The sequence below is a fragment of the Paraburkholderia sp. BR10141 genome (assembly GCF_056155635.1).
The window spans coordinates 41,393-66,417 of the sequence record NZ_JBMIQH010000041.1; the positions used below are offsets into that span (position 1 = coordinate 41,393).

General features: G+C 60.9%; 19 protein-coding genes and 2 pseudogenes. 13 read left to right on the forward strand and 8 right to left on the reverse strand.

Annotation, left to right across the window (positions count from 1 at the left end; all coding sequences use genetic code 11):
* Nucleotides 1-40: 40 nt before the first annotated feature.
* The 6 genes from ACOJB8_RS35240 to ACOJB8_RS35265 all read left to right on the forward strand — a co-directional run bounded on the left by ACOJB8_RS35240 (nucleotide 41) and on the right by ACOJB8_RS35265 (nucleotide 5,787).
* Complete coding sequence (locus ACOJB8_RS35240) at nucleotides 41-442, forward strand: plasmid mobilization protein (protein ID WP_368605619.1); 402 nt, start codon at nucleotides 41-43, stop codon at nucleotides 440-442.
* 1 nt (nucleotide 443) lies between these two features.
* Nucleotides 444-3,464, forward strand: coding sequence for an LPD7 domain-containing protein (locus ACOJB8_RS35245; RefSeq protein ID WP_475016805.1), 3,021 nt, complete (start codon nucleotides 444-446; stop codon nucleotides 3,462-3,464).
* Nucleotides 3,465-3,795: 331 nt separating this feature from the next.
* The gene (locus tag ACOJB8_RS35250; RefSeq protein WP_475016807.1) at nucleotides 3,796-4,062 is read left to right on the forward strand and encodes a BrnT family toxin; all 267 of its coding nucleotides are present in this window, start codon (nucleotides 3,796-3,798) and stop codon (nucleotides 4,060-4,062) included.
* Nucleotides 4,049-4,351 carry a BrnA antitoxin family protein gene (locus ACOJB8_RS35255; RefSeq protein ID WP_069268363.1) on the forward strand — a complete coding sequence of 101 codons (303 nt, stop codon included), beginning with the start codon at nucleotides 4,049-4,051 and terminating at the stop codon, nucleotides 4,349-4,351. The genes ACOJB8_RS35250 and ACOJB8_RS35255 overlap by 14 nt, the downstream gene beginning before the upstream one ends.
* Before the next feature lie 513 nt (nucleotides 4,352-4,864).
* Nucleotides 4,865-5,320 (forward strand): type II RES/Xre toxin-antitoxin system antitoxin, encoded by a 456-nt coding sequence (parS, locus tag ACOJB8_RS35260; protein WP_069268362.1) that lies wholly within the window; start codon nucleotides 4,865-4,867, stop codon nucleotides 5,318-5,320.
* Nucleotides 5,317-5,787, forward strand: a complete 471-nt coding sequence (locus ACOJB8_RS35265) for an RES family NAD+ phosphorylase (protein WP_342925294.1) — start codon at nucleotides 5,317-5,319, stop codon at nucleotides 5,785-5,787. Before parS ends, ACOJB8_RS35265 begins: the two co-directional genes overlap by 4 nt.
* 72 nt (nucleotides 5,788-5,859) lie before the next feature.
* Here the strand turns inward: ACOJB8_RS35265 and ACOJB8_RS35270 are convergent, their stop codons facing one another.
* Both ACOJB8_RS35270 and ACOJB8_RS35275 read right to left on the reverse strand, forming a co-directional pair.
* The gene (locus ACOJB8_RS35270; protein WP_141710876.1) at nucleotides 5,860-6,261 is read right to left on the reverse strand and encodes a DUF6283 family protein; all 402 of its coding nucleotides are present in this window, start codon (nucleotides 6,259-6,261) and stop codon (nucleotides 5,860-5,862) included.
* Nucleotides 6,262-6,457: 196 nt separating this feature from the next.
* Nucleotides 6,458-6,796, reverse strand: a complete 339-nt coding sequence (locus ACOJB8_RS35275) for an H-NS family nucleoid-associated regulatory protein (RefSeq protein ID WP_406954414.1) — start codon at nucleotides 6,794-6,796, stop codon at nucleotides 6,458-6,460.
* Between the two features lie 601 nt (nucleotides 6,797-7,397).
* Between ACOJB8_RS35275 and ACOJB8_RS35280 the strand changes: the two genes are divergently transcribed.
* Nucleotides 7,398-8,015 (forward strand): H-NS histone family protein, encoded by a 618-nt coding sequence (locus tag ACOJB8_RS35280; protein WP_069268360.1) that lies wholly within the window; start codon nucleotides 7,398-7,400, stop codon nucleotides 8,013-8,015.
* Nucleotides 8,016-8,593: 578 nt separating this feature from the next.
* Here ACOJB8_RS35280 and ACOJB8_RS35285 read toward each other — a convergent pair.
* The 3 genes and pseudogenes from ACOJB8_RS35285 to ACOJB8_RS35295 form a co-directional block, all read right to left on the reverse strand.
* A complete protein-coding gene (locus ACOJB8_RS35285; protein ID WP_475016809.1) occupies nucleotides 8,594-8,785 on the reverse strand; it encodes a hypothetical protein in 192 nt (63 codons plus the stop codon).
* Nucleotides 8,786-9,302: 517 nt separating this feature from the next.
* Nucleotides 9,303-9,680 carry a hypothetical protein gene (locus ACOJB8_RS35290; protein WP_368619006.1) on the reverse strand — a complete coding sequence of 126 codons (378 nt, stop codon included), beginning with the start codon at nucleotides 9,678-9,680 and terminating at the stop codon, nucleotides 9,303-9,305.
* A gap of 421 nt (nucleotides 9,681-10,101) precedes the next feature.
* A pseudogene (locus tag ACOJB8_RS35295) lies at nucleotides 10,102-11,016 on the reverse strand (IS110 family RNA-guided transposase); the annotation flags it as partial.
* A 393-nt stretch (nucleotides 11,017-11,409) separates the two neighbouring features.
* Here ACOJB8_RS35295 and ACOJB8_RS35300 point away from each other — a divergent pair.
* Nucleotides 11,410-11,706: an H-NS histone family protein gene (locus tag ACOJB8_RS35300; RefSeq protein ID WP_342925325.1), complete on the forward strand. Its 297-nt coding sequence runs from the start codon at nucleotides 11,410-11,412 to the stop codon at nucleotides 11,704-11,706.
* 61 nt (nucleotides 11,707-11,767) lie between these two features.
* On the opposite strand, the gene ACOJB8_RS35305 is transcribed toward ACOJB8_RS35300, so the two are convergent.
* Together ACOJB8_RS35305 and ACOJB8_RS35310 are read right to left on the reverse strand one after the other, a co-directional pair.
* A complete protein-coding gene (locus ACOJB8_RS35305; RefSeq protein ID WP_475016812.1) occupies nucleotides 11,768-14,215 on the reverse strand; it encodes a hypothetical protein in 2,448 nt (815 codons plus the stop codon).
* Nucleotides 14,216-14,282: 67 nt separating this feature from the next.
* A complete protein-coding gene (locus tag ACOJB8_RS35310) occupies nucleotides 14,283-15,854 on the reverse strand; it encodes an SLC13 family permease (protein WP_475016813.1) in 1,572 nt (523 codons plus the stop codon).
* A 137-nt stretch (nucleotides 15,855-15,991) separates the two neighbouring features.
* Here ACOJB8_RS35310 and ACOJB8_RS35315 point away from each other — a divergent pair, with 137 nt between their 5' ends.
* The 5 genes and pseudogenes from ACOJB8_RS35315 to ACOJB8_RS35335 all read left to right on the forward strand — a co-directional run bounded on the left by ACOJB8_RS35315 (nucleotide 15,992) and on the right by ACOJB8_RS35335 (nucleotide 23,980).
* Nucleotides 15,992-16,750, forward strand: a complete 759-nt coding sequence (locus ACOJB8_RS35315) for a GntR family transcriptional regulator (RefSeq protein ID WP_368619845.1) — start codon at nucleotides 15,992-15,994, stop codon at nucleotides 16,748-16,750.
* A gap of 2,321 nt (nucleotides 16,751-19,071) precedes the next feature.
* Nucleotides 19,072-20,292 carry a GSU2403 family nucleotidyltransferase fold protein gene (locus tag ACOJB8_RS35320; RefSeq protein ID WP_475016815.1) on the forward strand — a complete coding sequence of 407 codons (1,221 nt, stop codon included), beginning with the start codon at nucleotides 19,072-19,074 and terminating at the stop codon, nucleotides 20,290-20,292.
* Nucleotides 20,293-21,391: 1,099 nt separating this feature from the next.
* Complete coding sequence (locus ACOJB8_RS35325; RefSeq protein ID WP_475016817.1) at nucleotides 21,392-21,634, forward strand: H-NS histone family protein; 243 nt, start codon at nucleotides 21,392-21,394, stop codon at nucleotides 21,632-21,634.
* 86 nt (nucleotides 21,635-21,720) lie between these two features.
* A pseudogene (locus ACOJB8_RS35330) lies at nucleotides 21,721-22,756 on the forward strand (IS110 family RNA-guided transposase).
* Nucleotides 22,757-23,377: 621 nt separating this feature from the next.
* Nucleotides 23,378-23,980 carry a hypothetical protein gene (locus tag ACOJB8_RS35335; protein WP_475016819.1) on the forward strand — a complete coding sequence of 201 codons (603 nt, stop codon included), beginning with the start codon at nucleotides 23,378-23,380 and terminating at the stop codon, nucleotides 23,978-23,980.
* 483 nt (nucleotides 23,981-24,463) lie between these two features.
* Here the strand turns inward: ACOJB8_RS35335 and ACOJB8_RS35340 are convergent, their stop codons facing one another.
* Nucleotides 24,464-24,811 carry a transcriptional regulator gene (locus ACOJB8_RS35340; protein ID WP_069268351.1) on the reverse strand — a complete coding sequence of 116 codons (348 nt, stop codon included), beginning with the start codon at nucleotides 24,809-24,811 and terminating at the stop codon, nucleotides 24,464-24,466.
* Nucleotides 24,812-25,025: the final 214 nt, after the last annotated feature.

Genomic DNA, 25,025 nt, shown 5'->3' on the forward strand with positions numbered 1-25,025 from the left:
GTTCGCCGCCCGATGTCTCTCTGGTAACGGAAAACATGCGATGAGCGCAGACGATCTCAATGTTGTGGCGCAAGCCAGGCGCCGTGGTCGCAAAAAAGCGCAGAAGGCCCTTGGCAGGCCTGTCAGCACGCGGCTCACCGACGACCAGTGGCAGGTCTTCAATGAAAAGGTCGCACGCTCCGGCATGAGTCCGTCTGTTTTTTTGCGCGAATGCATCCTGACGAACCGCACGCAGATCGTCGCGCGCCCACCCGCGACCATTGAGCGACAACGGATCATGTACGTGATCAACAAGACCGGCAACAACCTGAACCAGCTGGTCCACGTGGCGAATACGGCGCGCGTGGCTGGCCAGCTATCCGAATCCACGTTTGTCGCCCTGGTCGACGAGCTGGAGTTGATCACGCAACTGCTGAAGGCCCATCTCCATCGTGTTGATTAGAGTGGACGGCCGTCACGACGGCGTGAAGCAGTACCTCGAGGAAGGCCGCAAGGTTGGCCGCGACCTGGATCGCGATGACCTTGACGAACGTGTGGTGCTCGCCGGTGATCTCGACCTGACCGACGCAGTGATCCAGTCGATCAATGCCGCACCCGGTGTCGAACGTTACCTGTCCATCACGCTCTCCTTCAAGGAGGATCACGTCACTCGGGAAACGATGTTTCAGATCGTGCGGGAGTTCGAGGCGTTCGCGCTGCACGCCTACCGCCCGGACGAATACAGCTTCTATGCCGAGGCACACCTGCCCCGGATCAAGAGCTATGTGGACCAGCGGACTGGCGAACTGGTTGAGCGCAAGCCACACATCCATATCGTCATTCCGCGCTGGAACCTGCTGGCTGAAAGGCACCTGGAACCGCTCGGCTACGTGCGCTCCAACCTGAGCTTCATCGACGCGTTCCAGGAGCATGTCAACGCGCGGTATGGCCTTGCGAGTCCGAAAGACAACCGGCGCACGCTGCTGACCGACGCATCGGAAATGATCAGCCGCTACCGTGGCGACCTGTTCCGTTCCAACAGTCGCGAGCTGAAGGAACAGATTCTCGACGCGGTGCTGGATCGCCAGATCGAGACCCATGCGGATTTCATGGCGCTGCTGCACGAGCACGGTGCCGTGCGCATGCGCAATACCGGTCTCGACAGCGCCTACCTGAATGTGAAGCCGGCTGGCGCCGACAAGGGCGTGAACCTCAAGGAATACGTATTCACGCCTGAATTCATCGCACTGCCGACCGCCGAAAAGCTGCAGGCGCTGTCGGCAGATGCGGCCGACTGTTATGAGGCTGGCGTTGCGCCCAGACGCACACCAGCGCATATAGCGGCAGTGCTCGATGAGTGGTACACCACCCGCGCGCGCGAAGTGAAGTATCTCAACAGCGGTAGCCGTCAGTACCAGCGTTACCAGGAATCCTCGCCCCACGACCGCGAACTGATGCTTGCAGATCTCGAACGCGGCTTCTACGCACAACATCTGAAGGTACATCATGAACGAGCAGACGACTCCCTACCCGGCTTCGCAGGACACCTTCAACGAAGCGGACGCGCATTTGAATTCGGCGCCCAGCCGCCCGACGTCGTCGACGGGCCAGGCGCGCGCGAATCAGAACACGACACGTCCGAACCCTTCGACGATGGATACGGCGGGCTCGATGCCGAGTTTGACCTTATCCCAGGTGGGGCGTACCCGGCGCCCGAACCCTTCAACTCTGTGCGAAACGTGCCCGGCCGCCCTGTGGACGGCATCAGACATCGATCTGCAGTGCTATTGCCGCATCATGCGTTTCACCAGCTGGAGCCAGACGGCGCCGTATCCGCGCACGGCCTGCGACGGGCTGCAGATCGCGATGGAGAGCCTGCAGCGCAACGAGTAGGGCACGCAGCCCCCCCAGTCGACGGGCTGGACGCGTACCACCGTGCGCTTGAGAGGCACTATGCGTTCGGCGATCCGTTCGACAGCCTGCCAATGATGCGGTCGCATCCGGCATGGACACCATCCGGCACGTCGCCGCCAGGCTGGTTTTCCGGCAACCGGCGAGACGCGTTTCCAGACCGGTTCGACTCGATCGACGCGTCGTTCGAGTTCGAGGCAAGCCGGCCAATCCTGCGGACGCCGGACGCATTCGCGGTTGATGCTCCAGCGTACCGGTCGCGCCGCTCTCGCGCCGACGACGCCACGTATGCCACACCGCGACACACGGGCCGCGTCTCGGACAACGTGGTCTCGCAACTCGCGCGCGAGCTTCGGCAGCGCGATGAATCAGGTAGTCAGCACACTGAGTTTCGTGAGATTCGCCAGGGTCTCGATGCCAGTCGCCTGCTTGCCGAACTGTCGCACACCCATGGCGTGCGGCCCGCGAAATATGCGGTCACGACGGGCCGCGACGGCGCCGATCGTATCCGCGCGGGCTCGCGCAACCTCAACGTGTCGGACTTCCTGACTAAAGAACTGAATCTGTCGTGGCGTGAAGCCGCACCATTGCTACGCGCAGTGTATGAGCGACAGCAGGCCGGTGAGCCGGTTCCGGCTCCGCGCGAGCTGCCACGCGCGGCACTTTGGCGCGAATACTCGGTCGCGCGCGAAGCGCATGTCGTGGCTCGTAGCGACGCGTGGCTCACACAGCGCGCAAATGAACAGTGGCGCCGCGCTGAGATCCGCGCAGCGTTCGACACCAGGCGCGCGGAAATCCGGCAGGATGTGCGGCTCACACCGGCTGGTCGACGAGCGGCGACGTCACTCGCACGCGCCGGGCAGCTGGGCCGCGACGACGCGCTGCGGGAGTCGATCTCACGCGAGCGGGCGGCACTCAAGGAAAAATTCGGAGCCGCAGGCGGCCCGAGCTTTTCCGGCTGGCTGCGCACGCGGGCGGAAGAGGGCGATGAGCGCGCGCTCGAGGAGTTGCGACGCACTGCGGGCCCGGAGCGTGTATCGGGCGCGGTCAAGGTCGATGCCGAGATCGGCGGCGAGGCGTTCAACGTGATCCGGCCGAACACGCCACGGCAGCACGCGCAGGACGAATACAATGCGATCATTTTCCGCTCGCCGGGCCTATCCTGGTCGGTTAACGAACGTGGCGACGTTACCTACCGGCATGACGGCCGCGACATTGTTCGTGATCGTGGCACAAGCGTTCAGGTGCTGCAGGCGGAGCGGTCCGCCATCGAAACCGGGCTGCGGCTCGCGCAGGGCAAGTTCGGCCGCACGCTCGAACTGACTGGCGACGACGCGCACCAGATGGCGGCCGCGAGGGTGGCCGTGGACGCCGGGCTGCGCGTGCAGTTCAGCGACGAGCAACTGAACCGGGCGATGGATCAGTATCGCCACGCTCGCGTCGGCCAGCGGGTGCAGGACACGCTCGGCACGTCTGGCGCCTGTCCGCCCGCCGATCCACTGCCACAGGCGCAATCCGATCGACCGGCACAGGATTGGCCGAAGCCCTCCGAGGACGGTAAGCCAACCCTCTGATGCTCGATCGGCCCGGCAACTCCGCGTCGAGCGCCTCGTGTCCGCTCGTCACCGTGCGGCCGTGCGCCGAAGCCAGTTGCGAGGCTCGCCACACAGATCCGGGTGTATCGTCTCGACGTTCAGTAGCGGCAGCGCCATGGTGCCCCCAAAGAATACCTGTATATATATACAGTAATCGTGTCGGGTCTGCTCGCAAAAGTCACGCGGTCAGTCGGTGCGTGACTGCTTTGTATTCAAATCATGCTGAACTGCGATCTTGCGCCAGGACGCACTTTCTGTAACTCCAGAAAGTCCTTGCGTGCTCCTATTTTTCGACACTACAATAAGTTGCATGCGAATCACATTTGACCTTGCGAAGGACGCGTCGAACCAGGAAAAGCACGGCGTATCACTCGCCGAGGCTGCGCGGCTCGACTGGGGTGGGATGCTGGTGGTCCAGGACATTCGGCACGAGTACGGAGAGGATCGGTACAGGGGCATCGCCCTGTTAGGGGGCAGGCTGTATAGCGTGGTTTTCACGCCCCGCGACGAAACCATGCGCATCATCAGCCTGCGCAAGGCGAGTAACACGGAGATTGAAGCTTATGAGCAAAGCTAAGCTGACACGCAACACCGCCGCAGAGGAAGCGGCAATCCAGCGCGGAATCGAGTCCGATCCGGACAACCCGGAATGGACGGCTGCGGATTTCGCCAGCGCGCGTCCATTCGCTGAAGTCATGCAAAAGCGCATGGGCCGCCCGCCGAAGGAGAATCCGAAAGAGCAGGTCACGATGCGCTATGACGCAGAGGTTCTGGAGGCGTTTCGTGCGACCGGCGCAGGCTGGCAGACGCGCATGAATGACGCGCTAAAAACCTACCTGAAAGAGCACCCGCTCAAGGCAGCATAAGAAAGCTGTGGAGTGGCTTGTGGTTGAAACGGAGTTCGTCGCGCTCCCTCATATCCATCGTCCAGGTCGGCGTGCTGTTCGTCCCATTTCATGGTGGGAAGATTGTCGTACAACGCATCCATGTGCGCTACGCCTCATATCGAAAGGTATCCTGAATATCTCGCGAGCGGCGTCCTGGCAATGGGGTCGTGGCCAGGCAGTAGACGGCACGCTTGAATGCCGATCAGGCAGGCGGGGCGCTCGACCGGAACAGATCGGGATGGATTGCCTCGACGTCCAGTAGTGACAGCGCCATGGTGCCTCCATAAAATACTGTATAAATATACAGCTATCGTAGCTGCTCTATCCTGGAAAGTCACGTCGGAGGCGCCGGTCGGCTGTGCCGGGCTGCGGAGAGCGGATTTGCCGTAAGTCAGCGGTCGCCCGCGATCGGTGCCGCGCAGACTGCACAACAGGCAAGCTCAATCTGTGGCAAAATGCCCGTATTGATTGGGCATTTTGCTTGGAGGGTCCATGGCTACCGTTGAATATCGTCCCACTGGACGGGGCAACCCGCGACATACCGAGTTTTCGCTGCTGGGAAACCTGCTCCAGGCGCACATCCGGTCCGGGAATGACCTTGCTGCGCTCGCGACCGAGCGCGTCGGCGTAGAGGTGCTCGACCGCCTGGGCGAGCACGGCCTCAAGGCTGAAGAGCTGCTCTTCATCATTCCGCGTCGAACGCTCTCACATCGTCGCCAGAATGGTGAGCGGCTCTCGACTGACGAGTCGGACAAGGCCATCCGCCTTGCAAGGATCGTTGCACAGGCGGAGACGGTCTTTGGAAATCCGGAAAAAGCCATGAACTGGCTTCGCGGCAGCAAAGATCGATTCGCCGGGAAAACGCCGCTCGAGATGGCCGCAACTGAACACGGTGCACGGCTTGTCGAGGATGCACTGGTTCAGATCGACGAGGGATACTTCGCCTGATGGAATTCTGGAGGATCAGTAATTACGCGGACCTTCGCGGCATCGGCGGGTTGAGGGCGTCTGGCCGGTGGCATTACCGGGGGCAACCCGTCGTCTATCTGGCGGAAAATCCCGCGCTTGCGCTGCTTGAGACCATGGTGCACCACGAATTCGGGTCTCCGCAGGCGTTGCCTGATAACTATCAACTGCTTCGCGTGGAAATTGCGGAGGGCGCCGCGATCGCGGAACTCACGGCAAACGTTATCCCGGATGACTGGCGTGAGAACGCGGACTGGACGCAGGCCGCCGGTAGCGAATGGCTGGCAGCCGGGCAGGAACTGCTCCTTAAGATGCCAAGCGCCATCCTCCCTCATTCGTACAACTATCTGTTTAATCCCGCCCAGCCCGGAGCAGGCTCGGCGATTGTCGCGGAAGTGCTGAAAGTGCCATACGATCCGAGAATTCGGGCTATCCTGGGTGATACGTAAGCGTGGCCGACTTACTGGAGCCCATTCGCGTAGCGGGCAAGATGATGTTCATCACCGGGGCAGGCGGTTGGATCACCCGATTTTCACTGCAGACTCATCTCCTTTGGCCTCGTCTCCAGAATTCGACGTTGCACGCAGCTTGTCCAGCACTTCCCGATAGCTGTCATGCAGTTCTGGCCAGTCTACGCCAGGCTCCAGTGCCGCCGAATCAAGTCGACCAGAGACCACTGCCAGGCGCACTGCGGGATGGTGGTGTCCGACTTTCGCCAACCATCCCGCGCACGCGAATTCCTCTCCTTCCCTGGATTGATGGCACGCAAACATGCTGGCTCCAAAATCGGGCCCCATGCCGCGGTCATCAGGGCACGTATCGGCCAGCTTCTCTGCCAGAGCGAGATCGAAGTTTGGAATATCTCCTGCACCCGCAGCGCGACGCCAGGGACATGATGCGCAAGGCTTTCCTGATGTTTTCATGATTCAATCGTTGCCCTTAACTTGGTCGGACTCCGGAATTCCAACTTCTTGCGTCCAGAAATGGGGCGCAGCCTTTCACCCTGTAACAGTATTTGCGCCCCTCATCTGCCAGGAATGAAATCGCGTAAACGTCCGAACCGATGGGGCAACGAGGGTGATTCCTGACGCTGGATTCTAGCTGGTTCCGGTCCAGCTCTCAGGCGCCAACGCCCTCTGTTTTGATTTTCGCCAGTCTGGTGCCGGCAAACGGGTCGTTGCGCCAGTCGGCACCGGCGCGTTTGCCAGGTTCCTGGGTCGATGCCGAATCAATTGCAAAATGCTCAAGAGACTGTCCGGCGCTGGTCGCCTGGACCACCCATTGTGGCGGAGCGCCTTTGCCGTCCCATGAATTGCCAGAGGCGTCGCGGAAACGCACTGCCCGCAACCGCTCCTGATCTGCCGCAATTGACGTGGCGATGTCTTCCGGTTTGATTCCAAATTCAGCCATCCGCCGCCGTAGATAGGCAACGATGCTTTCGCGCTTTCTTTCATCCATTCGGTGTACTCTCCGCGCAACAATCTGTTGTTGAGCAGGTAATTGCAAATCGCGTGCCGCCAGGATACGACGCGACCCAACGCTGCCCATGCTGCAGGCGCGAAGAGGGTGGAGCACTTTTAATCGTTTTGCTGGGAACGGCACACGGCAGGTGTCGCGACTGGCGACCGGTGTGAACCCAGTATAAATCAATCCGCAAGCGACGCCAGGTTTGCTTGCGCACCTTACGTCATCTTTTGTAGCGTGAACGATTCATCCTGTGGAAAGAAGAGGAGCTTCGCTCACAGGATCGATGATTCGTGCGTACATGTCTGGACAATTGAGAATTGAGTGTTTTGCTGCAAGGTAGCATTCGAACGGAAAAGGAGCGTTGTAGTACCCGCCGGCAACACCGGACGCAGCTCAATTTTAATCTCCAGTGACAATTTAAATCGCTGCGCACCGTGCGATAAATTTGCACGAGCGTACTGATGAAGTCATAATCACGACCGCGACGATGGCGTCAATTCTGACGGGCAGACCGAACTTCGAAGTGCCTGGGAAATAAGCCAGGGAAGTTCCAGGATCGCATGGACGGTAAACCCCACAGGGAGGAATAGACATGGTTACCTTGGACGCAATCAACTCGAAAATTGCAAAACTCCAGAAGCAGGCAGTAGCGATTGCCGAAAAGCAGTCGTCGGTGGGCCTGACCAAAATCCGTGAACTGATGCACAAGCACGGACTGACTGTTGCCGATATTGAAGGCTTTGTCGCTAAACGGCGCGGTCGCAAGCCGGCTACGGGTGCGAAGGCAGCAGCAAAATCCCCGCGGGCGGCCGTGCATCACGTTGCGCCGAAATACGCGGATCCGAAAACGGGCGCGACCTGGTCGGGCCGAGGACTTGCACCGCTCTGGATTCGCGATGTCAAGGATCGTTCGAAATTCCTGATCGAAGCCGGTGCAACGGCAAAGGTCGCCGGCGTCAAGGCTGCTCCCGCGAAGAAGGCTGCTCCTGCGAAGAAAGTTGCCGCGAAACGTGTCGTGGCTAAAAAGGCAGCGAAGACGACGGTCGCGACGAAAAAGGCTGGCCGGGCAGCGGCTGTTCCCGCAAAGGGTGTGCGTGGACGCAAGGCTGCAGCACCCGCGAAAAAGGCTTCGGCGCCGCGCAAGGTTGCAGCCAAAAAGGCACCGGCCGCAGTTGAGACTACAGCGACGCCTGAAGTCGCCGCGGCGTAACGGGGAACGGGCGATCCAGTCGTAGCTGGCGGAGCAAGATGCCGAACGCAGTGCTTTGGCGTCCCGCTACGACTGATCACTCAGGACCCCTTGTGCATCGCCTCCGTCTGGGCGACGCCACGTATGTACATGAGGAAGCACGGACACAGAACCGTACGCCTTCAACCCGATGGCACACCGTTTCGAGCTTGTTTCTCTAGCGTTGCCGGCTGATTGTCCACCGGAGTCGATTCCTTCGGTGGTCAGTCGGCTGATCTCGCTCGCGTGGCCGGGTATGAGCCGTGCACAGCTCGTGGACCGTGCTCGTCGGCTCGACATGCATGCTTCGCTGCGGGCGCAGCCCGGTATCGGACCGGATGGGCTGACGCAGTTCAGGCTCACGCTCAGCTTTGCGGACGCGCATTTCGTTCTGGTTGCCCACGTACGTCGTCTCGCTCGCCGACGCGCAGGCGCACGACGCCAGAAACCGTCACTGCCTCCAGCGCGCGATATCAGGCAACCAAGCCTTTTCTGAGTTTTTTCGAGGCCGCGCAACAACGCCGTTCGTCAGGCAGGTGTCACCGCGGGATCACCATCTGCTAGAGAATCATGAGATTGCGAATCTTTCCGATTGTCGGGGAGCGTTCGACGATCAGGCCGGTGATGAACTCCGGCAACAGCGCGCGCGGCACGTTCGCGGGAATATCGGTCACGAGCTGCGAGGGCACCAGAACGATGTATTCTTCCGGCGCGGACGCCAGGCTGTGTTCGTAAGCGACGCGGATTTCCATGTGGTTTTTTTTCTTTGGGGACGTGGTTGTCAGCCGCACAATTTATCGCGCGCAGGACTAAGCAGGGATGTGGACGCAGTGTAGCGCGGGATGCACCTGTCTTCGTTGCATTGAGCGTTACTGGATTGTCTGTTGTGAGCGCTTGCGCGCTTTCGCAGGTAATTGCAGGGTGTGCTGCTCGCGATCCACAAACCTTCGCGACGCACGCGCTGGGGTTTGGTCTCCATCTATGGGGGCTGGTTACCATCGGGCTGGCGAATACCAACCGTATGACGTTTGCACGCGACCTTCTCTCGCCCGTGCGTATTCACTTGTCCGGCGAGCTTTCATGCATGTCGCCCTGACCGATCCGTGATTCCGGCACGCGATCCGATGTGAAGTTACCGTGCAACCTGGAGTTGACTGTCGTTGGTGTGCGTGTCTCTCGCAGCCAGAGCAACAAGTTTTCCAAGGTGATCACTCGCCCGGACAACGATCTCCATCCGGGTCGCGCAGAGCTGGCGGTCGTACTCGTTAATCACGTTCGTGAGTCCCGCGACCAACGATTCAGACACATGCCACCTCCGGTGTGATCGGCCTCGCTAAGTACCTCTCCGAGGCCACGCTCAACACTTTCGATCTCCGCGATATCGAGCTGCCCGTGTCCCGCCCGGCTGATGAAGCTCGTGATGATAGCCACCTGCGAGACAAGATTGACGAGGGAGCGGTCCGCCTCACCATTGCGCAGACGCTCAAGCGCGATCCGTGCACGCAGTGCGAGATCCGAGGCTTCGTGGCGGGGCATCGGGAGATAGAGCGACTTTGCGTGCGTTCCGGCAACTGGCCGACGCGTGGATCGAGAGTTCTTCTTGTTGGGCATGTCCGGTAGGCGGTTGATCTGGATTTGACACGTCATATTGAGATCGTCACCCCGGGATCAAGAGCGCCCACCCGATTTAATTTGCATGACCGGGTCAGCGAGTTCGGTGGCGGGTCCAGACGAAAGCGGCCGCCCAGTGTGATGGTTCCGGCGGTCCTCTATCACTCCGATGAGTTCGCCCGACGCTGCGCAGCGGACGAACTCATCGGAACGGTGCGTCCGCGCAAGACTGTGTGCCGCGCGGCGAAGCTTCCTGGTCAGGTGGGACTCCCGGGCAAACAGCACCGGGAATCATGAGTACCAGATGCAACTAACCGTCAATCGCCACTTCGAACCACGAACGCCTGTCGGCGGCAAAAATCGACGTGCAGCATGGGACTGACCTGTCAGACCGTACGTCGAGGCCAGGTAAAGTCACGGCGCAAGTGAAAAAGCGCCCAGTTCGGAAGTAGAGATCAGCAGCGCCTGTTCGGGCGGGATGCCGGTAGCTCCAGGCAGATTCCACCAGCAGCTTACGTGCGTAGCTGTTGCCGGTCTTCGTAATGCTGCCTTGCCGTCGTTTCCCACTTGATGAATGTTCTGAAGGCGTCACGCCAATCCACGCCATCAACTGCCGCGGATGTTCGAAGCGCGCGAGGTCGCCCAGCTCCGAAACCAGTCCGATCGCCGACGTAAAGTTGATTCCGCGCATGGCCTGCAGGGCAAGTACGACTGGATAAAACCGCCAGTTAGTTACCGCTTCGCGCAATGCCAGTTCCAGCCGCTCGCATTGCGCGAGCCGGTCTTCAATCGTGCGCCGATGTTCGTTGAACGCCAGTTGCTGCCAGGCGCTGTCGCATGAGAACGTACTTAACCAGCGTCGGTGTGTCGGTCCCCAGTTGGGACGGCCGAGATAATGGACGCCGTGGGCAAGCAGAAACGATTTGAGCCTGCAGCGTGCTGCCTTCAGGTCTTCTCGAGCCGCCGACCAGGCGCGGGTCAGGTCGCGGAACGCTTCGTCTTCAACTGTTGGTACATGTACCGCCGACAAGTCGCCGGCGCGCAAGGAGCGCACCAACTTGATCGCTTCACGGTGGTCCGTCTTGACACGATCACCCGGCCTGCGTGGGGTGAGCGATGGTGCGCAGACCATGCAGTCGAAGCCTTTATCGACCAGCCTTCGATACAGGCCGTATCCGCATGGGCCCGCTTCATAGACAAAGCAGATGTGCCGTGCCTTCTGCTGCAGTCGCTTGCAGAGCCGGTCGACATCAATCTGCATGGCGCCCACCTTGCCGAACAGTTCGACGGTGCCCATGCCGATCGCATAGGCAACCGTGATCGAGTCCTTGTGGACATCAAGCCCCACATACAACGTGCTATCGTCTTCCATGCTGGCCTCCGCGGCGGAATACACCGTTGAGTGGCGGTTCCGTCGCCACTCAATGCGGCTCTGGCAGCCATGCTAACCCGCGCAAACTTCCCCACGGCGGCCAGCCTCGCCGAATGGGAGTCATACTGACTTGCTGAGGCTGCGCGTGAAGCATCTGGCTTTCCATGAATCTGCATACCGCGGTAGGCGGCACCGGCTTTGCTCCTCTCCATCGTGATTCACGACGCCCGAGCGTCCGCCATTGTGGATGGAGTCGCGAGGCACCTCTATCTGCAAAAAAATCCACCGACACCAGCCTGACGCAATGCCCGGCGACCGTCGTCCCAGTTCGGATCAGCGACGTACGAAAGTCACTATCATGACCCAATGATTTCCATATGCGGGAGACGCTTCGTGGCAACGTACAGCGAACTGAAAGCGCAGATCGCCGAGCTGGAGAATCAGGCAGCAGCAGTCCGTCAGGAAGAGTTCGACGCCGTCCTTGCCGATATCCGTGCGAAGGTGGGCTATTTCGGATATACACCTCAGGACATCTTTGGGCGTCGCCGCGGCAGGCCGAGAGGTTCAGGCGGTGCGCTGCCTGCGAAATACCGTGATCCGGCAAGCGGCGCCACCTGGTCCGGCAGAGGGCGCGCGCCGAACTGGATCAAGGACGTCAGGAACCGCGACCGGTTCCTGATTCACAACTAGATGGCGGATTCAAACCGGAGCCGGTCGCTGCGAGCGCTGTTCACCTGCGCCCGCGGCGAACCTATTCAAAAGTAATGAACTGGGCCGACGACCACACCTTGCTGTCGTCACGCTGTCGCCCGAAGAAGTACACCGGACGAAAGCCAAACGGCGCGTTCTGCGCGGCAACCTCGACACTGCCCGCCAGATCGACCGGCAACGGCCTGTCGGTCAGTCGCTCGACCGCGACGAACAGTTCCGTGGCGCCGAGCGCATGTGTTGCGCTGCCCCGCGCAAGCAGTTCCGCGCCGCTGACCTCGAAGCGAAACGCCGGCACATGCGCGAACGGATTGCCCGCGAGCGGATCGCCGACCTTCACGAAGCCGTCGATGGTGCCTTCGATCACGATGGTGGCCGCGGCCAGATTGCTCACGTCGATCTCGATGCTGTCCGCGTCGCCGTACGTGTCGCTACTGAATTCGATGTCCGTTGCGCCTGTGCGCCACGCGGATTCCTCGACGTGTTCGAAGCCGTGAGAACCGAAGTTGTGAATCGTGCCGTTGAGAATTCGGATGCGGCCACGCCACGCCGCCCAGCGATACCGATCCCGAATGCGCGCACCACCCCAGCGCACGCGGATCAGACGCTCAGCATAGCCGAGTTCCTCATGCAGGTTCCGCTCCCATATCAGGCCATTGTGGTCATAGGCGGCGACGTATTCCCAGCCGGCGCGTCCGAGCAGGCGGTAATCGAGCGTGGCCGGACCGCGCTGCGTGAACGCGTCGCCTTGCCAGTGATCGCCGCTGCGCACGAGCAGCGCGCTGTGTTCGCCTGTTGTCGCCCACGTGCGGCGTGAGCGTAAGGCCTGGCCGACCGTATGCCGGTCGAGTGCATCGGCGAGCACGCCCGTCAGACCACCATGCACGCCGAATACCTGCACGCCGGGCGCGCCGCCGCCGGGACGTCCGCGATGTTCGTCGCCGCTCGCAGCCACGCCGAGCTGGTAGCCCCGTGCGATGACGTCCTGGTAGAGCCAGCCGAAGTGGCCCCACGTCGAAGCGATTTCGACGAGCCGCTCAAGCTTCGGATGGTGCCAGTCCGGAATGTAGCGCCGCCCGCCAACGTGCGGCATGACGAGGTGGTGTTCGGCGTCGTCGGCGTAGGCATCCCACAGTTCCTCGACGGGCCAGCGGCCGAGTTCGACCGCGTTGCCTTTCATGTCCTCGTTCCACACGAGTGTGCGGTTGTGCTCGCCGCGCGCGTTGTACGGAAAGCCGGGACGTTCGTCGCCGAGAAATACGACGTTGTGGTCGCCACCCGCCGTCGAACTGCCACACCACTCCTGCACGGGATAGACGACGAAGTGGTCCGGTTCGTTAAACTGATCGACGGCCTCGACGCCCAGTTGCCAGTTCGCATCCGTGATCTGGAAGTCGTTCGCTGTATAACCCAGGATGTCGATTCCACCAATATCGCGCGCGTACTGCGCGTTGTATGCGGGACTGTTGGTGCCGACCGTGTCGTGCGCATGGACGTGAAGATCGGCATAGAGTGCGCGCGGGGAGGGCAGTGTGGCGTCGACCGTGAGCCACGCAACGGCTGCGCGAATTTCCGGCCGCGCGGGCACGTCTGCGACGATGTACAGCGTGCCCCGGTCCGTTGGCAGGTCGTCGAGCGCGAGCGTCGCAAATCCCTGCGTGGGGAATGCATGCTCGCGCTGATAGACCGTTGTGCCTTCTGCGTCGCGGGCGATCACGTTGGCGATGACGTTGGCGGTCAAATCGGCGACCACCGGCCGCGCCTTCGCGTTCGCGCCCAGGTCGCGGCAGGCATTGCCCCAACGATCCTGCAACGCAAGGCGAAACGGCGCAGCCTCGCCAGGACGCACGAAGCGCGGCCCGTTGAGCAGCACGTCCGTTGGATCGCCCGCATGGATGTCGATGGCGATGTCGCCAGGCACTGCAACGAAGCGCGACGTGCCCAGCGGATCGACGTAGAGCCGGAAGCGGAAATCGTCTTCGGAAAACGTCTGGATGCGCGTGCCGGGCCCCCGTCGGCGATCACCAAGACGGATCACGATGCGGTCGCCTGCGTTCAGATACCCGTCGACGACATCGACGATCACGGCTTTCTGGTACGGCCGCTCGTGGCCTTTCTGGTCGAAGCGCACATTGAGCGCCTGCACCGTGGCGGGACTCTGGCCCGGCACGAGCGGCGCCGCATGATACTCGGCGCTGATGTAGTTCGCCGCGGTGGGGTCGCTTGTCTGGAAGAGCGCCCAGTCCGAGTAAAACTTGAACGTGGCCTTCAGCCACCCGCCATCGGCAATGCCTGACGAGCCGACTTCGTAGTCGAGCACGACTTCGGCCCAGCTGCCCGCTTCGAGTCGCGAAACGCTGCAACGCACGCTGCCGGCGAAGGGACGCTGTTTCAGTTGCTCATAGAGGCCGGCCGGAGCGACATGATCGCCAAGGCGCTCGCGCAGGGCACGCGCGCGGGCGTGCAGACCGGTTTCGTTCGATTCGCTCATCTGGGGTGGGGGTCCATAAGGCGGGTAAGGGATCGCGCGCACGTGACCATGCGAGTGCGCGCAAGTATCAATGCGCAAACGGCCATGCCGCGGACGCGTCCCAGACGGGCACGCCCATGAACGCATACCACGGTGCGATCACGCACAGCCCGTACAGGATCGCGATCAGCACCGAGACCACGCCGACGCGGGCGTAATCGGCGGTCGTGAACACGCCGCTGCTGTAGGCAATCACACCTGCCGTGATCTGCGTGGGCAGCAGGTAGGCGAAGCTGTCGGTGTCGCTGACCAGCATCGTGAACGCGACCGGATGCAGACCAAGGCGCGGAGCGAGCGCAAGCGCGATCGGCGCGATCATGGTGACAGCAGCGACGTTGGACAGCATGCCGATACGGATGATGTGCGTGCCGGCCATGACGAGGCCAATGGCGAGCCACCAGCCATGCCCGTGCGCGACGAGATAGATGTGATCGGCGGCCCATTGGGCGAGCCCCGACGAACTGATCGCAGAGGACAACGAGAGCGCGCCTGCGAGCAGGAACAGCGTGCCCCAGATCGTGCGCTGCTCGACTTCGGCCCAGCCGAAGCGCAGCACGCCTGGCGCGAACAGGATGGCAAGCGCGATCAGCGCGACGATTTCCGACGACAGGTGATGCAGCGGCTCCGTTGCCCACAGGACCGCCACGCCCGCGAACAGGACCAGCACCAGCCAGTCATGGCGCGAGGCAGGCGGGAGTGCGCGACGCATCGTCGCGATGGCGGCGCGTCCGCCAGGAATCTGCACGGCGCGCGAGCGGAAATAGTACTGGACCCAGCACTGCGTGATCGCGAACATGCCCAGATACGGCCACTGGAGCTTGAACCACGTGAAGTATGAAATGTGGATGCCGAGCTGCTTTTCGAGCAGGCCTGACACGACCATGTTCGGCAGATGCGCCGTGAGAATGCACATGCCGCTGATCATCGCTCCGTAGACGAGCGACTGGATCACGATGGCCTTTTTCGCGGCGCGCTCACGCGGCGAATCGCCGAACAGCTGGACGATGCCGTTGGTGACGGGCAGCAGCGCGGCCGAGCGCGCATTCGCGGCCGGCACCACCATCGACATCACGAAGTTGACGGCGAACATTGCCCAGATCACGCCGTTGGCGGTGCGCACCTTCAGGCGCTCGAGCAGCGCCAGCGCAATGCGGCGGTCGAGGCCGCTTGCCTGCATGATCGCCGAAAAGAGGAATGCCGCGAGGCAGAGGAACACGACGGGCGCCGCAAAACCGCTTGCGGCCTTCGGAAAACCCGGACTCGCATGTGAAAGCACAAGCAGCATCGGTATCAAAACGCCGCTCACGCCGACGGGAATGGCCTCGGTCACCCAGACGATCGCGACCCACGCGACCACGGCAAGCGTGGCCTGGCCGTTCGCGTCGAGCCCGGCGGCTGTCGGCATGAGCCACGCGAGCGCGATGAAGGCGAACCACGCGGCCACGAAGCCGAGGCGGGCACGCAGGAGCGCGGAGCCGCTGCGCGGGCCAGCGTGGCCATGTGCATCCGCAGGTTCGTTTTCGCGCGGATGGAGGGCCGCTTCATCATGTGGTGGGCGCTCGAGCGGCGGCGCGTCGAGGATCTTGTCTGTCACTGTCATGCTTTCCTGCGTTCGTTATTCGAGCCGATGCTGCTATCGTTGGCGGGTCAGGATGGCATAATACGTATTAATACAAGCTGGGCCATCCAATTGCTTTTCATATCGATATCGCGAATCTCGCTCAAGGCGAGGCGCGAGTGCAGCGAGGGACCTTAACCATGTTGGTGCGGGAAGACGTGACGTCGCTCTATGAGCAGATTGCGACGACGCTTGAGCAGGAAATCGGGCAGGGCATCTATGAGCCGTCGGGCAAGTTGCCGTCGGAAGCCGAACTGGGCGATCGCTTTGACGTGAGCCGGGTGACGGTCCGGCTGGCGCTCGGCCGTCTGGTGGAGACGCACATCGTGGAGCGCAAGCAGGGCAAGGGCACGTTCGTGAAGCCCCGGCGTCTGCAGCACCGGCTCGACGTGTTGCGCGGCTTTTACGACTCGCTGGCGGCGCAGGGCGCGCGGGCCAGCATGGAACTGCTGCGCATGCAAGCGTGTGCAGTGCCGCCCGGCCTGCGCGAGACCTTCGCCGCCGATGTCACGGATTGTGTGTATCTTGAACGCCTGCACCGCGTCGATGGCGCGCCTGTCGCGCTCGCGCAGACCTGCCTGCTGCCCGAAGCAAGTGTCATTTCGCGCGAGGAGGCGCAAGCTCTCCCGTCGTACGAGATGCTCGAACGGCTGCCGGGCTGGCATATCGTCGATGCCGACATGACCATCACGGCGGTTGCCGCGGCGAGCGATATCGCCGCGTATCTGGAAGTGTCCCCGCGTGCGCCGCTGCTCGTGCTGCGCCGGACCTCGCGACTTGCTGACGGGCGCGCGTGCGAGGCGACGGTGTTCCATATTCGCCCTGAGCGTTTCGATCTGGCGGTACGCAGCGGGCTTGAGGCGCGGGTGGTCGGATAACGACGCCAGGCGCGGGTCACCCTGCGGGGGACCTTCGTGCCTGGATCTTTGCCGATGTTATGGATTCCAAAAGATTCCGGAAACTGGCGTTGTGCGAACGCTCGCTACCAGGGAGGGGACGAGACTGGCGCAGTCGCGAACGCACCGGAATCTGCCCTGCGGCGTAAGCGTCGTTGCCGTCGATCAGGGTAGCCGTGTAATTTGCCGCGCACCATGACTGTGCGCGGCTGAATCGGACAATTCTCGCGGCGAAAACGCATAATTTGTATGAAGAAATAAATGATGCCGCCGATAACCGAGTCAGGTACTGCGCTGTTCGCGTGCCCGGGCGTCAGGGCCAGACATCCATCGCACCATGAAACCTGACTTGCGCGTGCTCGTTTAATCGATACAGGGTTGCCGGACTTTTCGGGATTGGTACTGCGTCGAACTGGGCACGAACCCGCTTATCCGTCTCGGTATCGGCATCTGGATGATGCGTAGCGTCACCCGGCAACTGGGTACCGAGCCTGCGACCGCCGCCGCCGTGGCCAGAAGCGTGGCCACACCCTGCCTGAACGCCAGCTGGTTGCCCTGGAGACACTTGAGGGGACCATACGGCCTCGCGTTACGCGGGACGGCGATTCGCACCTTCGTAACCTCGCTCGGCTGCACTGAAACGTTGATACCGTGGCGCGTGAGTGGGCGGTGTGATGCCTGAGCCGTCGCGATCAGCTCCGGCCTGCATCTGCCCGAAGCTGCCCGAAGCTGCCTGCGGGCACTGCATGCATTCGACGTGTGAGGCGTGTGCGCTGTCACAACAGCTGCGTCACCAGACTGACCGACTGCCAAAGAACATTTCTGCGCCGCGGGGATTCCCGAAGTCCAGAATCACACTGCGTCCTGGGATCCGGCATTTCAACAGTTTCGCGTCGGCGAGCGGGCGAATGACTCGTCGCTAACCTACGCGGACGTTTCGACGGGCGCGCGACAGGCCAAAGCCCGGCACGTGCGCGTGCGTTTTGCGGAACGGGGAAGAAGAACTCACTGCATGTTGTGAAACCGGTGTGGACCGACCATACTTCCCTGTAGCGGAATGCTGGAGTCGTATATTTTAAGGCCTGTCCCGTAGGCAGGACTCCCAAAGTCGACGCTGTTATCCGACGCGCCGTTGCGCGACTTGCGCTGCCCGTCGTGTCCTGCTCCGCGGGTGGAACTGCGGTCGCAGGCCGGCAGCCTGGCGCGCTTCGCTCTAGTGGGAACACGCGGTTGAGCCGGCCCGAACCGCAATGCTGATCCAGTATTGAACGATTATCTCCAGCATCGTTGCGCGACGCACCACGGCATCTACACTGCGCCGGACATCTTCGCGCTTCGAAGGGATGCATCCCTCCGTTCCGGACCGTGGACGCGCCGACCACGTTGGCGTGCCGCTTTGTCACCCAGGCTGCGGCGCCGCGCTGCGTGTGCCGGTCCTTGACGGAGACGGTCATGCAAGGGCCATCGGATAGCTGGCGCCGGGCAATGCAGCGCGTCACTTGCGCGGCGTCTTTTTTCTGCAGGCCTCGATCGTCAGGGCATTGAAAATTGTCAAACAATTGACCGGGATTCCAGCCTGACCATCTCGTGGACGGCGATTCGCTAGCGCTCACGTCAGTCGCGGGATGAATGGACAGCGCAATACGGAGCGGATGGTGCAGGACACGACTCTTCGGGAACGCGAACCTGCACGAATGGGCCTGTACGGCCAGCTCGCGCGGCTGGAGCGCCGCTTCGCAGTAACCGTAAGCCGCAGGAGGGCAGCGATGACGACGTTGATACGTAGATACTTCGTGTGCGTCAACGGACACGACGGCGAAGAGGTGGCGTGCGATGACGATGAACCGTACTCTTCTCAGTGGGACTCGATTCGCACGACCGGACTGGTGAACAACGGCAGGGACTCGCACGGATACGCCTCTTATACATGCAAGACGTGCGGCGAGCTCATGTCGGAAACCGGCAAAAGGTGATTGATAGAAAGCCAGAATCGTGGCTCGACGTTCTGCATGGACGTGCGCGATCGACTGCCGCAACCGGAATTTGAAAAACGTAAGTTTGCGTCATTCTCTTCATCAATCGGCTAACAGGCTTCGAAGTCCTGCATCTGGTGAGACCCGATGCCCGCGCACAGGCATCGGGTGGCCCTCGGCGTGCTAAAGCACGCGGACGGGGCCACAGACGTTGGCCCAGCGATGCGCCTGAACATGAATTCGAGACGTCGGCGATTCGTCAGCCGGTGCGGGGTGAGAAGTCCGACAATGAGGTCGCGGACCGGGCATGGCCCCAACATATCCTAACCGATGCGCCCGGTACCGCCGGGTAACCTTGCACCGTTCGCCTGGGGTATCGGGCATGCTAGGGGTTGGTGGCCTGAGGGATTCCAAGTTGATTGCAGTAATTCTCATAAAATTACTGCAATCATGAACTCGCCTTTTGCAGTAAAATACAAAAAATTACTGCAATTCTCTGGCATGCACGGATTTCCTCTTTACCAGCGACACGATCAGGCATTTTGCTCCCAGTACGCGAACGTCGAGCAGGCGGCCGCCAGCCAGGGGCGGGTTCTCGTGGGTGCGCCGGGCACGATCACCGAGCACCATCGCGGAAACGCTGTCTACTACTATCGGCAGTTCATGAACGCGGAGGGCAAGCGGCAGCAGGCGAGTCTTGGCGGACCCAAGGGCGATCCGGCGGCCGAGGAGCGCGTCGCTGCGGTGATGGCACAGATCGAGCAGTCCAAAGACCTCATCAGCCGCATCCGGGAGCTCGCGAAGCTCGGCTTCCAGATTGCCGACAACAAGACCTACGCGACCATGGCGGTCCTCCACAATTACGGACTTTTCGAGGCCGGCGCGGTGCTCGTGGGCTCTCACGCGTACGCGGTTCTTCTCAACAGCCTTGGCATCAAGGCGCTTGCCTACGAGACCGAGGACATCGATATCGCGCGCGCCCGCCAGCTCGCGCTACAGGGTGTGCCGTCAGGTGGCCTGCTCGAAATCCTGAAAGAAACCGGAATCGACTTCGTGCCGGTGCCGGGGTTCAACAGGGGCGATCCGTCCACGTCGTTCAAGCAGGCGGGTCGGACGCGTTTTCACGTCGATCTGCTTGTGCCTTCGAAGGGCAACACATTTCCGACCGTCGCTGTTCCAGAGCTCGGCGCGCATGCGAGCGGCATGCCTTATCTCGCCTACCTGCTCGGCCAGTCCCACATGGGCACGCTGCTTTCAAGGCACGGCGCGGTGCCGGTTCGTGTGCCGGACCCCGCACGCTTCGCGATCCACAAGATCCTCGTTTCACGCTTGCGCACCAACATGCTGGTCAAGTCGCAGAAAGATATCCAGCAGGCGTGCGTGACGCTCGCGATGCTCGGCGAGCACAGAAGCGGCGATATCGAGCTCGCCTGCTCGAATCTCCCGAGGTCTGCGCGCCCAATGGTTCGCCGTGCGCTGCCCGATATACGCACCATGCTCGAGGCTCACGAGGGAGCGCTATTCGAATTTGAGGAAAGCATTGCCGCCTGACAGGCCATGTCGTGCTCCGACTGGCCCGGAATGCGTATGATCAACCACCCGTGCTGTATGCCATCCCGTCACCGCGCGTTCCGTGTGTGGATGCCGTCGTTCCGGTTGTTCGCGCATCCCACAGGCACTGTCCTTCACGACAATGGCGTCGCGTCGGATCCTTAGCCAGCTACCGTGCACCGAATATGAGTACGGGCTGGACTACGGACGCGTTCAATAGATTACGCAAAACAGTCTGGGCGGCCGTTGAAATTGCAATCATTCGAGCTGTAATGTCGACTCTGGTGAAACTTCATCTTTGGTCACTGAGCGTCGTCACATCATATCAATTCGTATAGCGAATTAATTGTGCGACAGTCGGCGAGGAATGCCAGATAGTCCAGTCATTCGCTGGATGGCTGACACACGATTGGCGTGCTGCCCGACTCAAGGATGTGAATACGGATTCTTAAGCGGTGACGGGTGGATTGGATGGTGCCGATGGTGCTGCCGGTGCTTCGACTTCGATTTCGCCTTTGGTTGGGACTCTAACGTCGGCTTCGTGTGCGGATGAGGCTCACCCTGGGACAGCGGCTCTGTAGTCTGGGCTGCGGGCAATGGCGGAGGAGAAGTGGTACGTCCAAGTTGCGGCGAGTCCTGGCCTTCGCCGAAGTGAAACGTCTGCGAGGCTTGCGCGTAAGCGGTGGTGGACAGCGGCACTGCCATCAGTAACAGGAATTTCGAAAGCTTCATGCGTGTTCCCTTTGGGCGGACGCTTCAGGATAACGCAATGCGCAGCCTTTGCCGCCTTGTCCTGTTCATTGCTCGCGTGGCCGACAAGGTGTGCGAGGTGTTCACAACTGCGTAATGCGCCGCTTCAAGGGTCCGTTGTGTCGGCCGATCCTCGTGAAAAGCGCTGGAACGAACTGGCCACGCGTCAGTCCATCCCTGCAAAAGAGTGTGAACGTTCGTCATGGAACGGCCGCCGAATATTGCCCGTGATTTGCGAATTCGCGGACACAGGCCCAAGGCCAGACTCGTCGCTCGGTCATCCCGATTCGGATCAATGCCGTGACAAAGTCACTATCATGACCGCAAGGAGTCCACATGGGGGAAGTCCGTGGCAACGTACAAGGAACTGAAAGCACAACTTGACGAACTCAAGAGTCAGGCGGCCGCTATGCGGCAGCAGGAGTTCGACACGGTGCTTGCCGATATACGTGCAAAGGTTGTGGAGTTCGGATATACCGAGCGGGATATCTTCGGGAGCCGACGCGGCAGACCAAGGGTCGCGCACGTTCCACTGACTGCGAAATATCGCGATCCTGCTACCTGGTCCGGGCCGGGACGCGCGCCAAACTAATGGAATGGGCGCCCCCACCCGAAACGGCATCGGTGTGCCAAAGTGGAAGTGTCGAAGCTACCACTTAATCGAGGAGGGCGCCCAACATGAAGATTACGACGATTGGCATTGATTTGGCAAAAACCGTTTTTGCAATTCATGGCGTGAATGAGCACGGTCGAGCCGTGCTGAAGAAAGTGCTAAAGAGCGTGATCAGATGGCGGCGTTCTTTGCCAACCTGCCGGCGTGTCTTATAGGAATGGAGGCATGTGGTAGCGCCCATTACTGGGCTAGAAAGCTGCAGGGCATGGGACATACTGTGCGCCTGATGGCGCCGCAGTTCGTGAAGCCGTATGTGAAGGTAAACAAAAATGATGCCGCGGATGCCGAGGCTATCTGCGAGGCCGTCGCGCGGCCGAACATGCGCTTCGTCCCGATCAAGAACGTTGAGCAGCAGTCGGTGCTGTCGCTGCATCGCGTCCGTCAAGGTTTCGTTCGGGCGCGCACCGCACAAGCTAACCAGATACGCGGTCTGCTAAGTGAGTTTGGGCTTGTTATCCCACAAGGAATCACACACCTCGCCGGGCAGTACCCGGCTTGCTCGAAGACGCGACCAACGAATTGACAGGATCCTTTCGGCAGCTGATTGAGCGTCTCCTGGAACACGTGAAGGAACTCGACCGCCAGGTCCGTGAGCTGGAAGCGCAAATCCGGGTGATGCACCGCGAAAACGAAGTCAGCTGCAGGCTCGCGCGCGTGCCGGGCATTGGTCCGATTACTGCGAGCGCGCTAGTGGCCTCTATCGGTGATGCCAAGAGCTTCGCAAACGGGCGCCAGCTTGCTGCATGGCTGGGTCTGGTGCCCAGACAGAACTCCAGTGGCGGCAAGAATGTGCTGCTGGGCATAAGCAAGCGAGGCGACACCTATTTGCGGACGCTGTTGATACATGGAGCGCGTTCAGTCATCTACGCGGCCAATCGGAAAGAAGATAAGGAGAGCTGGTTGCATAACTTGCTGCAGCGGCGCAACGCGAATGTTACCGCGGTAGCACTCGCAAACAAGAACGTGCGCGTCGTGTGGGCACTATTGACTCATGCACGCGAGTTCCGAAGTGACTACATGGCGAGCGCGAGTGCGGCATAAACTTCGATGCACCTATAAATTGTAACGAACAGCAGGAGACTTCAGCCGATTGCACAGGCAATCAAGATGTGATGGCGAGATAGGTAAGACCGTGGTCAAGAAAATCTGATTGATCCAGTGTGCGCGAGAGCACGCCAAACTGATGAGACCTTGACCAGCAAATTCCATCAGGGACCGCCGGCGAGTGCCGTGCGAAGTCCGAATGCATGGCTGCAATCTTGACCTATAACCTGTCACAAACTGAGCGCTTGGCAAACTGGGGGCGTCCATGCATGGATCAAGGACGCGAAGAATCGCGACCGGTTCCTGATTTACAAATAGATCACCTCGGCGGGCATCGATAACAATCGCATGCCCGCGGCCAATACTTGAATAAAAGCCATTCCTGTTTGCGGGCTCACCCGCCACGATTCGGAAAGATATGAGACGCATATTCGAGTTGCTCGGTGCAGGAATTTAGTCTCATTGATGTCAGTGGGAGCAAAGCGCCCTGGCATGTCCGTATGGCGCTTCCCCGCGTCCCGTGCGCCTGATCAAGTGTGACGGACAGGGCCGCGTCGCTTCATCCCCATGGCAGACCCTTGCACGCAGCGCAGCCATTCGTTATTATTTTTATAACGAATGGAGATCAGCATCGCTACGCTGCACCCGGGCCTTCCGGAATTGAATCTGCCTTCGCGTCAGGGTGGCAGTCCGTCAGTCAGTTCATGGCTGCTGTCCTACCCGATGTTTCGCGACGCCCTGCAACGCGAGGAAACGGATTTTGTCGCACTGCCGTCGTACGTCAGGCTTCCCGTTCTGAGAAGGATGACGGAGCCGACGGATGCGTCGTCTGCCCGGTGGGCAGATCTGGGTGGGGTGCGGGCCTCCTATATCGAGCTCTGTACATCCTGTGTTGCGGACGTCGTGCGGGATCACCTGTTGGCCGGTGCAAACAAACCGGAGACTGCCAGTGAAGCCGCGGACGAACTTGCAACGCTCTGTTCGATATTTCCTGCGGCCCGGGTGCCTCTTGTGGCGAGACCTCCGTGCCTGCTCAGTCCCGGCGTGGGCTTTTTCCTCGAGGGTTGGGCGCGCTTTCTCGCGTACTGGTCCCGCAACGACAGGACGATCCCGTTGCTTGCCGTCGACTGGCAGGCCCTGTATGGGCGCCTGACTGACGATCTGCCCAGCGGCGTCAAAGCCGCGGCGAAAATCCGGCCATTGCTTTTCTGCATCGCGTGACGCAACGTAACTACGTCTGGTCCGCGGCGGTGGGCGCTCCTGCAGGCACTACATCGGGTCTGGATGTTCTGGAACCTGCTTTTGTCGAAAACAGATGCACCTGCTGGCGGCTCACCGCAGCCTCGAGACGGTAGCGGGGCCCTTTTTGTGACAGGCGCAAAAATACCGAACTGAGCTTCCCCTGGGTGTTGTATTAAGCCACTGCCAGGTTGCCTTGGCCTCGCAAACCCGGTATGTTTACTGTTCCAAAAGTTATGACGGTTTGTGAAAACCCGAGCTTTTGGCGTGTGTTTGCGAACCCACTGCCCGATATGGTCCGTGGGTTCTTTTTTGGTTACTTCGGATCGCGAACGATTTCTGTGCGATTGGGAAGGCCGCTCGCAATCACGCAGCACGGCTGAACGGGGACAACTGCCTTGATTAGCCGATCCGGGCAGAACGCCCTCTATTGGCGGGCTCGGGATCGCGGGGTATGCCGCCGGCTCAGGTGCCCTTCGCTGCCTTCGAGAGCGCTTCGGCGAGCTTGTCGAAGTAGCGCAGCGCGGCAGGCGTGAGTTCGATCTGCTTGCGCCGGGTGTCCTCGGTGTCGGAGAGGGTGAGCCATCCTTTCTCGCGCATGGACGCGATGCGACCGTGAAGTGTCGCAGGAGAGCCCAGTTCACCGTGTCCAATCATGTCCCGGACCGACAACCGGTCCTTGTTCTGTGACGCGCGAGCCACGAACTCGAGAATCTTCTCTTCAAGCGGATCAAGCGCTGGCAGCGTGGGCAAGCCACGAATGGCTTCAGTCAGTTGCAGGAAACGAAGATAGATGTCTGCAGGTCGTTTCATTGCTTTCGCCCATACGCGATGGGTGCGCACGCCGCGAAGGCGCGGGTCAGCTATGATTGGGGAAGGAAAAGCGAATGGAACAATTATACCGTCGTGGGAAGCTTGCGCTTACATTTCTGGTCCATAGCTGGCGGCTGGCCGCACTGTCGCGAAACAGGCGGGCAGCGATGACGCCAGTGACCAGTCCGGGCATCACGAGATCGCTCAGGCATCG